The 14,032-nt window shown below is 44.3% G+C and carries 13 protein-coding genes; 1 reads left to right on the top strand and 12 read right to left on the bottom strand.

Annotated features, from left to right (window positions below; all coding sequences use genetic code 11):
* Positions 1-228: 228 nt before the first annotated feature.
* The 11 genes from WMO25_RS06570 to WMO25_RS06520 form a co-directional block, all read right to left on the bottom strand.
* Entirely contained in the window at positions 229-1,182 is a 954-nt protein-coding gene (locus WMO25_RS06570; protein WP_349084674.1) for an L-lactate dehydrogenase, read from the bottom strand.
* Positions 1,183-1,386: 204 nt separating this feature from the next.
* The gene (locus tag WMO25_RS06565; protein WP_117541189.1) at positions 1,387-2,139 is read right to left on the bottom strand and encodes a hypothetical protein; all 753 of its coding nucleotides are present in this window, start codon (positions 2,137-2,139) and stop codon (positions 1,387-1,389) included.
* A gap of 173 nt (positions 2,140-2,312) precedes the next feature.
* Positions 2,313-3,053: a DeoR/GlpR family DNA-binding transcription regulator gene (locus WMO25_RS06560; protein ID WP_349084672.1), complete on the bottom strand. Its 741-nt coding sequence runs from the start codon at positions 3,051-3,053 to the stop codon at positions 2,313-2,315.
* 167 nt (positions 3,054-3,220) lie between these two features.
* Entirely contained in the window at positions 3,221-4,873 is a 1,653-nt protein-coding gene (gene ptsP, locus WMO25_RS06555; protein WP_349084671.1) for a phosphoenolpyruvate--protein phosphotransferase, read from the bottom strand.
* A gap of 140 nt (positions 4,874-5,013) precedes the next feature.
* The gene (locus WMO25_RS06550) at positions 5,014-5,271 is read right to left on the bottom strand and encodes an HPr family phosphocarrier protein (RefSeq protein ID WP_015513702.1); all 258 of its coding nucleotides are present in this window, start codon (positions 5,269-5,271) and stop codon (positions 5,014-5,016) included.
* An 82-nt stretch (positions 5,272-5,353) separates the two neighbouring features.
* Positions 5,354-7,261: a PTS fructose transporter subunit IIABC gene (locus WMO25_RS06545; RefSeq protein ID WP_349084669.1), complete on the bottom strand. Its 1,908-nt coding sequence runs from the start codon at positions 7,259-7,261 to the stop codon at positions 5,354-5,356.
* A gap of 5 nt (positions 7,262-7,266) precedes the next feature.
* Positions 7,267-8,181: a 1-phosphofructokinase gene (pfkB, locus tag WMO25_RS06540; protein ID WP_349084668.1), complete on the bottom strand. Its 915-nt coding sequence runs from the start codon at positions 8,179-8,181 to the stop codon at positions 7,267-7,269.
* Positions 8,182-8,367: 186 nt separating this feature from the next.
* Entirely contained in the window at positions 8,368-9,087 is a 720-nt protein-coding gene (locus WMO25_RS06535) for a sulfite exporter TauE/SafE family protein (protein WP_250799544.1), read from the bottom strand.
* A gap of 39 nt (positions 9,088-9,126) precedes the next feature.
* Entirely contained in the window at positions 9,127-10,278 is a 1,152-nt protein-coding gene (locus tag WMO25_RS06530; RefSeq protein WP_015513698.1) for a class II fructose-bisphosphate aldolase, read from the bottom strand.
* A 22-nt stretch (positions 10,279-10,300) separates the two neighbouring features.
* Positions 10,301-11,467: an N-acetylglucosamine-6-phosphate deacetylase gene (gene nagA / locus WMO25_RS06525; RefSeq protein ID WP_270515533.1), complete on the bottom strand. Its 1,167-nt coding sequence runs from the start codon at positions 11,465-11,467 to the stop codon at positions 10,301-10,303.
* 89 nt (positions 11,468-11,556) lie between these two features.
* Positions 11,557-12,381, bottom strand: coding sequence for a sugar phosphate isomerase family (locus WMO25_RS06520; protein ID WP_215689762.1), 825 nt, complete (start codon positions 12,379-12,381; stop codon positions 11,557-11,559).
* A gap of 128 nt (positions 12,382-12,509) precedes the next feature.
* Between WMO25_RS06520 and WMO25_RS06515 the strand changes: the two genes are divergently transcribed.
* Complete coding sequence (locus WMO25_RS06515) at positions 12,510-13,577, top strand: LacI family DNA-binding transcriptional regulator (RefSeq protein WP_349084666.1); 1,068 nt, start codon at positions 12,510-12,512, stop codon at positions 13,575-13,577.
* A 33-nt stretch (positions 13,578-13,610) separates the two neighbouring features.
* Here WMO25_RS06515 and WMO25_RS06510 read toward each other — a convergent pair.
* Positions 13,611-14,032: phosphoglucose isomerase-related protein (locus WMO25_RS06510; protein WP_494337434.1), on the bottom strand; the 422-nt coding region annotated here is incomplete at its 5' end.

Here is a 14,032-nt window from a genome sequence, read left to right as displayed (position 1 = left end):
ATACAGCTGACTGGCTGCTGAAGATGGGCATCATCACAAAGGCTGCTGATATCGATGCACTGGTAACGGATATTCCACAGTAAATTTCTGGTTTGCATTATCTTTCCATATTATCTTGTTTTACTTTACGCATATGCGTATATTATCATTAATAGAAAAGCCGGGAGCTTCACAAAATTGTGTTCTCCCGGCTCATTTACTCATTATTCCTTATGCCATCTAAGATTTTTACAGTTTAATATCCTCAATAATCTCTTTCAATGTTGCTGCTGATTCCTGCAGTTTCTTTGTTTCCTCTTCGTTCATAGTAATCGGCACATGAGTCTCTACACCCTCACTGCCGACAACAGCCGGCATGCTCAGACACATTCCCTCAATTCCATACTCACCATGCATTATTGAAGATACCGGCATAACAGACTTTTCATTGCGCATAATGCACTCGCAGATACGTTTTACAGACATTGCAATGCCATAATAAGTGGCATGCTTCTTGGCAATAATCTCGTAAGCGCTGTTTTTAACAGATTCTGCAATTTCCTTCATAGCTGTCTCATGATTATAGTGGCCTCTCATCTCGCAGAACTGGTCTAACGGCACACCTGCCACATTGGCACTGCTCCATACGGCAATCTCACTGTCACCATGTTCACCGATAATGAAGGAATGGACACTCCGGCTGTCTACACTCAAATGCTCACCAAGAGCATATTTTAATCGTGCTGTATCCAGAACCGTTCCTGAACCAAGTACACGATTCTCAGGATAGCCGCTGAGTTTCAAAGCTGTATAAGTCAGAATATCTACCGGATTGGAAACAATCAGTAATATCGCATCCTTATTCTGTTCTGCAATTCTCGGAATAATACTTTCATAAATCGCCACATTCTTATGCACCAAATCCAATCTTGTCTCTCCCGGCTTCTGACCGGCTCCGGCAGTCACAATAATAATAGCCGCATCACTCAAATCTTCATAGACCCCTGCATGTATTTTCATCTGACCCGCAAAAGGAATACCATGAGCAATATCTTTTGCTTCTCCGTCTGCCTTGTCAAAATCTACATCTACCAAAACAAGCTCTGAAAAAAGCTGACTCTGCATTAATGTAAATGCTGTTGCTGAACCAACAAAACCACAACCAATAATCGCTGCTTTTCTCTGATTAATCTCTCTACCCATAACGGTACCTCCTTATGTCAAATAATGTTTTATCTCTTTTGTAATTTGATTATATCATGATTGTATACAGTATTCAATCTGAATATTAGTATTTTGTATTATGTATTCAATTTTACACATTTAATTCCCACAAAAAAAGAGACAAACGCATCCATTTCCGATTTGTTCATCTCTTTCTTCACTCATTTATAAAGTTATAAAACACTATTTGCCGGCTTCTTCCATCACATCAAACAGTACATAATCTTCAATCGGTACTTTCTTGTCTACATCACCAGCATCGATGAAATTCTTCTGCTGGCTTTCATAGTATTTCTTCAATGTACCGTCTCCCAGATACTGAAGAAGTGTCTTGCTGTCAATCCAGTTGCCTTCTTTTGCCTGTTCCAATTCAGTTGCTTTATCTGCACCGCAGATATCCGCAACATAACCGGCCACTTCATCATAGTTGGCTTCCTGTGAGCCATAATCCATAGCCTTATAAAGTGCTTTTGTAAATCTCACAAGGATATCCTTGTTGGCCTCCACATAACCCGGCAGGCATCCCCAGCCCTGGCAATCGGCAGTTTCACCGGAAACCTTCAAGCTACTGCAGAAAATCTGCGCCGCGCCTTCAATACACCGCTTATGCACATCCGCTCCGATATAAGCCACATCAACAGACCCTGATGCCATTAACCCTATTCCCGCCTCGTCAACCTGAAAAGAAGATAACTTGATATCCAGTCCCTGTTCTTCAAAATAACCTTTATTAATCGCTGTGGCCACTTCCCAGAGAGATTCATAATTCGGCATATACCCTACACGCACCTGGGTCAGTACATCATAGCTGATGGTTTCTGTTTCTGCTGCTGTGGCTGATTCTGTCTTATCATCCTTAGAAGACTGACCACAGCCTGTAAGCGCTCCCAGCACCATAGCCGCTGTCATCATAACCGCCAAAATTCTTTTTTTCATTCAGAAATTGTCCTCCTTAAAATTGATCCAATGGATTTATTATATCATAGAACATCGATCTTTTTTCACTTTTGAAAAATAAATCCACTTTCATAGACTTTTCTACAAAAGTGGATTTTTATTTTTCATAATTTATTTTGTTGATACTCCGTGCCAGCAATATTTCATTCTCTTTATACCACAATCACATTCCCGGCGTCCTCAATTCCCGGAACTTTACGATCCGTCAGGATAATTGCCGATTGAAAAGCTCCAAAGGTTACGGAACTGACTTTGCCGAATTTGTCATGATCCGCAAGAACATATCGGTCGCGGCAATGAGCCATAGCGATTTCTTTGACAACCGCTTCACTGGCTTCCGGTGTGGTAAATCCCGTTTTCTTCGTCACACCGTTGGTACCGAAAAATCCCTTCGTGAAATGATACCGACGGATCATCTCCGTCGCCTGGCCCCCGACAATCGCTTCTGTGGAACTCTTCAGCTCTCCGCCTACCAACAGCACTTTCATCCCCATCTCAGCCAGCTTCTGGGCATGCACCACCGCATTGGTGACAAATGTAGCGTTTTTCTCCTCCAGATAATCCATCATGTATCCCGTTGTGGTACCGGCATCCAGGAAAATAAAGTCTTCCGGTTCGATCAGGCTGGCTGCATAAGACGCGATCCGACACTTTTCTTCCTTATTCACTTCTACCTTCTGGGCGACCGTCGGTTCACTGCCTGTCATAATATGCTCCATCGCAATGGCCCCGCCAAAAACCTTGATCAGACGGCCGGCTTTGCCAAGAGCTGTGATATCACGGCGCACCGTAGATTCCGAAGCATCCAGCAGGTCTTTCAGTTCTGTGACCGTCACACTTCCTCTTTCATCCAACATTCGTAAAATTGTTTCATATCGTTGCTCTGTCAGCATAATTTCCTCTTATTGCAGCTGCGTTGTACCCTCGCAGTTACTTCTTCTACTCTGCAAAGACAGCGCCACCTGATGGTGACGCAGTCTGAATTAATCTGTTGCCTATTTCAATCTTCATTTGCAAATGAGAGACATCCTTCATCTGTTTATGTCGATTCAATCTTGTATTATTTTGTCTGTTTTGACTTCTTATACGCTTCGACATCGGTCTCAAGGATAATCTTACGAAGCGGAAGAATACTTCCCGGAGATACAGAAAGCTCATCGACACCCATCGCCAGAAAATCCTTTGTCAAAGCCTGATCAGCGCCCAATTCACCGCAGATACCACACCAGATACCTGCCTTGTGAGCATTCTCAACGGTCATCTGAATCATACGAAGGACTGCTGGATGGTGGGAATCAAAGAACTTGTCAAGTTTTGAATTCTGACGGTCAATGGCCAGTGTATACTGTGTCAGGTCATTAGTACCGATACTGAAGAAATCTACTTCTTCTGCCAATTCCCGGCTCATCATCACAGAGGCCGGTGTCTCGATCATGATCCCCTGTGCCGGATTGCCGTATTCAATTCCCTGTTCTGCCAGTTCGGCCTTCACTTCTTCAACAATGGCTTTAATCTGACGGACCTCATCAACGCTGATAATCATCGGATACATAATGTTGATATTGCCATAAACACTGGCTCTGAAAAGCGCACGCAACTGTGTCTTGAAAATCTCCGGACGTGTCAGACAGATACGGATGGCGCGGAGCCCCATTGCAGGATTGTCCTCTTTGTCCAATTCAAAGTAATCGCACTGCTTGTCAGCTCCGATATCCAGTGTACGGATGATAACTCTTCTTCCGGCCATAGTCTCTGCCACAGTCTTATAAATCTGGAACTGTTCCTCCTCTGTCGGATAATGATCCTGTCCCAGATAAATAAATTCACTTCTGAAAAGTCCGATACCGCCTGCATCATTCTGCAGTGCAATACCGAGATCCTTGATATTACCTACATTAGCATACAGCATCACTTTCTGACCGTCAAGTGTAATATTTTCTTTGCCCTTTAATGTCTGAAGAAGACGTTTTTTCTCCTGCTCTTCCTGCTGTTTCTTCTTCATTTCTTCCAACAGTTCAGCATCCGGATCAACATAAACAACACCATTGGTGCCATCTACAATACCAAGCTTGCCGTCAACGGTCTCATCCAGATCAATACCGGTACCGATCAATGCCGGAATACCCATAGTACGTGCAAGGATAGCCGTATGGGAATTCTCTGAACCGTGGGCTGTAACGAAGGATAAAACCTTATCCTTATCCAGCTGAACAGTTTCTGATGGTGCCAGATCGTCTGCCGCAATGATAACAGATTCATCAGAATCAAGTCCGCTGCCTGCACCGCCTGCCAGAACAGTGATCACACGTTCTGAAATATCTCTGACATCTGCCGCACGGCCGCGCATATAATCATCGTCCATGGCTTCAAACATCTGGGCAAAATTATCTGCTGTGGAGGCAACCGCATATTCCGCATTCACCATCTGGGAATGAATAATATTCTCAACAGATTCATTGTAATCTTCATCTTCAAGCATCATCTGATGCACTTCAAAAATAGCAGCGTTAGCCTCTCCTACTTCTTTTAACGCTTTATCATACAACTTCTGAAGCTGTGCAGCCGCAATATTACGGGCAGCTGTGTATCTCTCCATTTCTGCATCTGCATCTTCAATTTTGACACGCTTAACAAGCTGTTCATCTTTTTTGTAAACACTGATCTTACCAATGGCAATACCGCCAAAAACACTTTTACCTTTATATATCTGCATCCTGATTCTCCTCCGTTAAAGAAAAAACTGCTGCATAACCCATTACAGGGCACCCATCATGCAACAGTCTCTTCAATTCGCCCCGCTGATACGGGAACACGTTTAACTCCTTATAACGCCGTCGTTACAATAATTATAAATTACAGATTTTCTTTCATGAATTTGCTGACTGCTTCACATGCAGCATCTTCATCTTCACCATCAAATGTAAAGACAACTTCCTGACCATTCTTAACGCCAAGACCCATAACAGCGAACATTCTCTTGCAGTCTGCTTCTTTGCCGTCTTTGGCAATCTTGATCGTGCTGTTGAATCCTTTAACAACTTTGATCAGTTCACCGGCTGGACGAGCGTGGATACCTTCTTTGTCTGTGATCACATACTTAAATTCCTTCATGATAAATTCCTCCTCAATTCATATTATTCGTTGACTTTATTGACAATCATCATTTATTATTTCGATTATTTCAATCTTTAACTTAAGCAACCTTTTTCTTTAACAAACCAAGTAATACTGTAGAAACTGCCATACCTACAACCAGCGCAACCAGATACATCAATGCATTGCCCACAACCGGGAATACGAAGATACCGCCGTGAGGTGCCATCAGTGTACATCCAAAGAACATTGAAATCGCACCTGCAACAGCTGAACCTGCGATGCAGGCTGGTAAAACATGCAGCGGATCCGCAGCCGCATATGGAATGGCACCTTCTGTAATAAAGGCCAGACCCATGATAAAGTTTGTCGGACCGGACTCTCTTTCTTCTTTTGTAAAATTATCTTTAAACAGGATCGTTGCAAGGGCAATGGCACAAGGTGGTGTCATACCTCCGATCATAACTGCTGCCATGATATCATAATTGCCCGCTGCAATAGCTGCTGTACCGAACACATAAGCCGCCTTATTGAATGGGCCGCCCATATCGATGGCCATCATGCCGCCGAGAACTAATCCTAATACCACTTTACTTGAACTTCCCATACCTGTCAAGGCATTGTTAAGACCTGTATTGATACCACCCATGATCGGCTCTACAATGAACATCATAAAAAGTCCCATTACCAGAATACCCACCACTGGATAAATCAGAACCGGTGCAATCTTCTCAAGTGCTGTCGGCAATTTGTCACATGCTTTTCTCAGTGCAAGTATCAGATAACCGGCAACAAAACCTGCAACCAAAGCTCCCAGGAAACCGGATTTGCCGCTTGCAGCCATCATACCGCCCACAAAACCAAGGGCCAGTGCCGGTCTGTCACCGATGGCCATGGCGATAAATCCTGCCAGTACCGGAAGCATAAAGCCAAATGCAACACCGCCGATCTGTTTGAACATCGCTGCGATTGGTGTAATGGTACCGAAGTTGGCTCTCTGATCCGCCGGCAGTGAATTGATATCAATTGAAAGACCATCGATCAGAAATGCAATGGCGATCAGGATACCGCCGCCGATAACAAATGGCAGCATATGTGAAACACCATTCATCAGCTGTGCATAAATCTGATGGCCGATGCCGCCGCCGGAAGATTTAACCTCTGTCTTAGCACCTTCAGCTGCATGGTAAACAGGTACATTGCCTGACAGAGCCAGATCTACCAGTTCATCCGCCTTGCTGATACCATCGGATACCTGTCGGATAATGACTTTCTTACCGTCAAAACGATCCAGCGGTACCTGAGTATCCGCTGTAACGATAATACAGTCTGCTTCAGCAATTTCCTGATCGGTGATCACGTTCTTTGCACCGCCGGATCCTCTTGTCTCAATTTTGATGAAACAATTCTTTGCCTTTGCAGCCTTCTCAAGGCCTTCTGCCGCCATATACGTATGCGCAATACCTGTCGGGCAGGCTGTTACTGCCAGAAGTTTTGCCTGCGCACCTTCAGCTTCACCGGTATCTGCCAGACGTTCATCAATATCGCTCTTCTCGTCATCAGCCTTATCCACGATTTCAAGAAATTCATCCACAGATTTGGCATTCAGCAGATCTGCTGTAAACTGCTCATCCATCAAAAGAACTGATAATTTACTCAATACGTCCAGATGGATATTATCTTCTGTGTTCGGAGCTGCAATAAGAAAGATCAGATGCACCGGTTCACCATCCAGGGAATCAAAATCCACACCGTCTTTGACAACCATGGCTGCCAGCCCCGGTTTTGTCACAGCATCGCATTTACCATGAGGAATGGCAATACCTTCGCCGATACCGGTTGTACTCTCTTCTTCTCTTGCATAAACTTTCTGTCTGTAAGCTTCAACATCGTTAATTTTGCCGCTTTTGGCCATCAGATCTACGACCTGATCAAGCGCCTCTTTCTTATCTTTCGGCGCACCATTAAGGGAAATACTCTGCTTATCCAATAAGTCTGTAATTCTCATGGTTTTTAATCCTCCACTCTTACCTGTTTATAAATTGCTTCAATTTCGCTCTTTGTAGCCAGATATTCAGAAAATGCACTGGCACTTCCTGATGCAATACCCATACAGAAGGCATGCTCATAATCCTGTTTGTCCATCCATCCGGCCATAAAACCTGCGACCATAGAATCGCCCGCGCCTACTGCGTTCACCAGATGGCCCTTCGGTGCAGGCTTATCAAATACCTGTCCGTCTTCTGCGATCAGAACGGCACCTTCGCCGGCCATGGAGATCAGCACATTGCGTGCCCCCATTTTCTGAAGCTTTTTGCCGTAAGGAACAACTTCTTCTCTTGTCTTTAACTCTACACCGAAAATATCACCCAACTCATGATTATTCGGCTTGATCAAAAATGGATGGTACTCCAAAACATTCAGCAATAAATCTTTTGTTGCATCCACAACGATCATCACGCCTTTACCTTCCAGTCTTGCCATAATACGGCGATACATATCATCCGGCATAGATGATGGGATACTGCCTGCCAGGAAAAGAACATCGCCTTCACCAAGTGCATCCAGCTGAACCATCAGCTGTTCAACTTTGTCAGCACTGATTGCCGGTCCACTGCCGTTGATCTCTGTGCCATCAATGGATTTCAACTTCAGATTAATTCTTGAAATGCCTTCATCAATACGAATGAAATCAGATTTCACACCCATTTCCTGCAGCTCACGGACAATCTCATCACCTGTGAAACCGGCCATAAAACCAAGTGCTGTGCTTTCTATACCAAGATTCATTAATAATGTTGAAACATTAATGCCTTTTCCTCCAGGAAGGATTAATTCTGAACTTGTTCGATTGGTAAGTCCCAGCTGAAAATCGTCTACTGCAACGATATAATCCAGTGATGGATTAAAAGTCACTGTATAAATCATCTTGTTACCTCCTGCTCTTTATTATGTTCATATTATAACGCCAGATTCAGTCAAATTCAATCAAACTACTTCACAAAAATAATGACCGATTTTGGTTGAATATGCACAAAAAAGGTGTCGGTTGTGACCGAATCAGTCACAGCCGACACCTCTTGTATAATGAAAAGTGATTGGGCATAAGATATTTTAACAAAGGTTTTGGATAACAAGTGCAATTCCTGACAATATCAGCACGATAATGACCAGCCTCTTGATGACCATTTCGTTCAAATGTCCGCAGCACTTCATGCCAAAAACCAGCGCCAGCACCATAAACGGAATCATACATACCGCCTGACGAAAGATCTGCCAGTTCAATATGCCGATGCATGGATAGACAATCAGTCTGAATGTACATTCAATCCAGAATACAAAACAAAGATTGCCTTTGAATGCATGGCTGTCTTCAGTCACACGATCCATGTACGCCGCCAGCAGTGCACCGACACCATAAAGTCCGCAGCACAGACCTGAAAGCACACCAATCAGTCCAAGTATGATTTTTGACTGTTTCTGCTTCTTTCCGGCTTTCTCCCGCATCAGCATCTCAATGCCCATGGCGATAATGAAAAAACCGAAAATCACTTTGATGGTTCGCGTGTCCACATTCTTCAGCATAAAAATGCCGGGAATGTTGCCGAAAATGATCAGAGCTGCCACCGGCAGGCTGATTCGCCAGTTAATTTGCCTGCGCTCTTTCCAGGCAATGATCACGTTGGCTGGGTAGCCAATAATCAGATCCATCGGCGTAATTTGAATGTTATTGAACGAAAAACTCAATATCGTGGTAAATACAAGGGTATTGGCAAATCCACAGACACCCTTAATAAAACTAGCAGCAAGTGTCGCAACAATCAGCCAGACCATGTTGTAGAATTCCTTCTTTACTTTCTATTATTGACGCAATTACATCTTCTTATAGCGTTCAGCCATTTCATCAAGACTTGCCTGCTCAACAAGCGGTGCCTTACCGAATGAACCAAACTGTACAATCAGTGTACCAATAGCTTCTTTAACACCTTTTTCGATGACAGCAACCAGAGCAGCAACATCTTCATCAGGAACGTTGCCGTACATAACGGTATCCATGATCGGAGGCAGGAATGCACGAGGGTCAAACTGATCTTTCTTCTCTTCAAGCAGTTTATAGACGCCGCCGATGGATGGGCTGTTACGTTTCTCCGGATAGTTATGGAAGAATTCTTTCATGTTTCTTGTAACAGCCAGACGGATATCTGTATCAACATTGATCTTGCCGATACCGCAAGGAATAGCTGCTTTCAGTTCATCTACAGAAATACCATGGGCATTCTGAATATTGCCGCCCAGGGCATTAATCTCATCAACAATGTATTTTGGAACAGTTGAAGAACCATGAGAAACTAAAACGCCAAAGATACCTTCATGCATCAGGCACTCTTTGATGGCAATAACGATTTCTTTTCTCAGTTTAACATTTTTACCTTTAGACGCACCGTGCATTGTACCATAAGAAATAGCCAGCGCATCTACGCCTGTCTTCTTAAAGAATTCAACAGCTTTTAATGGGTTTGTGTAAGTTGATGTTGCAGAAAATACGTGATCTTCCACACCGGCTAATACACCCAGCTCACCTTCAACAGAAACGCCTCTTTCATGGGCATATTTAACAACTTCTCTTGTCAACTCTACATTTTCATCAAACGGCAGTGAAGAACCATCGATCATAACAGATGTATAACCGCCTTCGATGGCTGCTTTACAGGAATCAAAGTTCTTGCCGTGATCCAGATGCAGAACAACAGGAATAGGTGAATCCTCAGCATATTTCTTGACGGCATTGGCAATATTTTTGGCACCGATCTTCTTGTCTTCCAGAGTTGCATTCTGGAAATCTGTACGGCCGCCCATGAATCCGTTGGCCAGATCTGCACCCTGCAGGATTGCTGCAGAACGGAACATTTCATGCACTTCAATGGCCGCTTTTGCCTGAGCAACAGCGTTGACATTGAAAGCACCCTGCGCATAGTGATATTTATCAACAGTTTCAAGTAAAGGTCTTAATGGAATTAATGGCATTTTTAAAGCTCCTCTCTATTTTCTAAATAATTCGACGTCCTTTGACGAATGTTTCTTTTATCTGGAATTCGCTGTCCATGATCAGCACGTCGGCATCTCTGCCTTCGCCGATGAAGCCAATGCTGTTCTGCAGTCCTAACATGGTGGCCGGGTTCTCTGTCAGCAATGGTAGAATCTTCTCAGGGCTTTCGCCGGTGAATTTCATCAGATTTCTGAATGCCTGTCCCGTTGTCAGGGTACTGCCGGCTCTTGTACCGTCTTTGAGTTTGGCATCACCTTCTTCAACAATGACATCGTTGACTCCCAGTTTGTAGTTGCCGTCCGGCAGTCCTGCGGCCATAATGGAGTCTGTGATGGCAATGACTCTGTCATACCCCTTCATTTTCAAAAGGAAACGGACAGAACCCGGATGAAGATGTCGGCCATCGCAAATAGCTTCGCAGTATACATCCGATTCAAGAACCGCACCCATGATGGCCGGCTCATGCTGATGGAACAGGCGCATCGCATTAAATGTATGGGTTGCGGCTGCTGCACCGGCATCGATACATTTCCAGGATGTGGCATAATCCGCACCGGAATGACCGATAGCCACTTTGATGCCCATCTCAGTGATATCTTTGACATGCTCCGGAATACCTGCAACTTCCGGTGATACAGTTATGTAATGAATAAAACCGCCTGCTGTCTCCTGATAGTGCTTTAACAGCGGCATATCCGCTGTACGAAGCAGATATTCGGGCATCGCCCCTTTGTACTCCGATGCCAGGAACGGTCCCTCCAGATGGATTCCCATCAGATCCGCACAATTGCCGTGCGGCTGTCCTGCTGCTGTATTGGTTTCATAATGCTTCACAGCTTCTTTAATGCACCAGTCTGTCTGCTCTTCGGTATCCGTCAAGATAGAGCAATGCCAGGATGTGGTGCCTTCCTTTGCAAAGAAATGGCCGATTTTCTCGTAATCTTCCTGTGTGGCTGCATTGACATCTACACCAAAACCACCATGTGTATGCACATCGATAAATCCCGGTGTGACATAACAGCCTTCCGCATCATATACTGCTGTATCCGCGTCTTCCGGCTCAAGAAAATCTCCGATCACAGCAATCTTTCTGTCATCCAACAATAAATCTTTCTTCTCAAAATGGCGGTTCATATAAACCTGTCCATTTTTAATTAATGTTTTCATTTTGTTATCGCCTCTGTCTGTTTTAACACTGCTGTAAATGCAGGGAATCATACTTCCATTTGCTGAACGCCCCGCCTATGATAAACATATTAATCTGTAAGGCTTGCTACAAATTCAGTAATCTTCAGATTAATATCCGAATGATTCTGTAATAAGCTGACTGGGAATTCAGATGTCTGTTCACCATAAACAGCACGTCTTACAACGGCACGATGCCAGTTTCTGAAGCAGCCCAGACGGATCTTACGTGCATGGGAAATTTCATTGATACCGATTGTGATGCAGTAATGCGGCATATCCTCAAGGGCACCGTTAAAATCACCAATCGCATTGGCTGTTCTTGTCTCAGGCGTGATCTTTAAGACACGTGTCTGCTGTGCCAGAAATTCTTCATTGCTGAGACTTCCGTCTGCTTCATTGAAAGCAACATGGCCATTGATACCGATACCGCCGAAGCAGATATCCACACCGCCAAGCTGCCCGATCACTTCCGGAATGTGACCCGGATTCTTTGGATCAGGGAAGATTCTCTGTACTTCCGGCATCACCAGTTCAGGATTGATTTTGTCATAAACAGTACGTTTCATAAAGCCTCTGAAACTTAACGGATGATCGATGCTCACCCATTCTTTGTTATCATCCAGATATTCATCCATATTGATGAACCAGACATTTTTCAGGCTGATTTTCTCGCTGTTGACTCTGTCAACAAAATAAGGATACTGTCCTACAGGGCCTACAGGACAGATAAATACAGTCTTTTCACCTTTTGCATTATGCTCAACGATCGTATCTGCCATCTCATCTGCCATGGATTTAAAAACTTCTGCATTGTCTTTCATAATAATCAGAGGGAACTTTGGTCCTTTGGACAGGATCTCCTCTGCATTATACTGGTAATATTCATGTTTCATGTTATGCTACCACCTTTTATTGTAAAAAAAAATATTTTGTACTATACTACTATATGGACACTTTGTCAACGGAATAACAGATGACCCTTTCGTTAACCGGTCATCTTATCTATCAGTGAGGTTCATCTATGACGCTTAAAGAAATCGCAAAGGAAGCGGGAGTTTCTGTATCCACAGTCTCCCGTGTCATCAATCAGGAAAATACAAAAGCAGCCAGTCCCAAAGTGCAGGCCCGTATATGGGAGATTATCCGTCGTACCGGCTATTCACCGAATAAAACAGCCCGCAATCTCAAGCTCGGACAGTCTGCCGAGCTTCGCGATCCGGATCCCAAGTCCATTGCCTGTGTTTATGCCAGAACCCATACGGATATGTCAGATCCTTTCTTCTCACAAATCGTAAAGGCTCTGGAACTGGAAGCCATCAAAAGTCGCTATTTCATTCGCTACTCTTTTACTTCCCAGGATCTTGGCCGACCTGAAACTGCTGCTCAGCTTACCCAGTTTCCCGCTGACGGTATTGTTGTTCTCGGCCGTTACGACCAGCGGATTGCTTCTCTGGTCAGCAATCTCAGCAAGAATGTTGTCTACACCGGCCTAATCCCAATGGATTTCCAATTCGATCAGGTTGTCTGTGACAGCAGTGAAATTGTCTATACGGCGATTTCCTATCTGAAATCCCTGGGTCATTCTGTTATCGGCTATATCGGTGAGCAGGATAAGGAGCCCCGCTTCAGCGGCTACAAGGAAGCCCTGTCCAAACTTGATCTGCCATTTGCCCAGCGCAACACCGCCAATGTCCATCAGACATCCGAGGGCGGCTACGAAGGCATGAAAATGCTGGCCAGAACATGTGATGACCTTTCCGCCATCCTCTGTGCCAATGACCGTACAGCCATCGGTGTTCTTCATGCTCTAAAAAAGCTGAACTTCCGTGTACCTGAAGATATTTCTGTTATCAGTATCGATGATATCGATATCGCACAATATATGTCTCCGATGCTCACTACCGTTCATATTCCGACAGATGAACTGGGCAAAATGGCTTTCAAGGTGCTCCTTGACCGTGTAAGCGGCGGCCACCGGATGCCGCTTAAAACCTTTCTGCCTTATTATATTGCCAAACGTGACAGCTGCTGTCCCCTCAACCGTGACCGCAGACTTTTCTCAACCTTACGTCAGCAGGCTTCTCATTAAGAGAGGCCTGTTCTTTTTAACGCCCAAATACCTCTACTTGCCAAGGGCTTTGAACATGCGCTGTTTGTAGGCTTCCACACCTTCCTGGTCAAACGGATTCACGCCCAGAATTCCCGATGATACATAGCATGTATACATAAAGAAATAAAAGATCTCTCCGAAACTGTACGGTGTTAATTTCTCAACCTCAAGCACCATACATGGCATCTTTTCACTGTGGGCACGAAGTGTGGCTCCATAAGCGGCTTCATTGATCTCTCTGAAGTCTTTGCCATTCAAATAATCAAAATCATCCTTCACACGACCATCCGGATGGACGATCATGGACGCCTGCGGATCTTTCACATGTAAAAATGTCTCAAAGATCACAGGGCTGCCATCCTGAAGGAACTGTCCGACAGAGTGCAGTTCCTCTGAGTATTCACCACTGATCGGATAAAGTCCCTGATCTTCTT

Origin of the sequence: Coprococcus intestinihominis (assembly GCF_040096555.1) — a bacterium.
In the GTDB taxonomy this organism is placed as follows: domain Bacteria; phylum Bacillota; class Clostridia; order Lachnospirales; family Lachnospiraceae; genus Coprococcus_A; species Coprococcus_A intestinihominis.
Note: the sequence above shows the minus strand (reverse complement) of the source record. Positions and strands in the feature narration are given on the sequence as shown.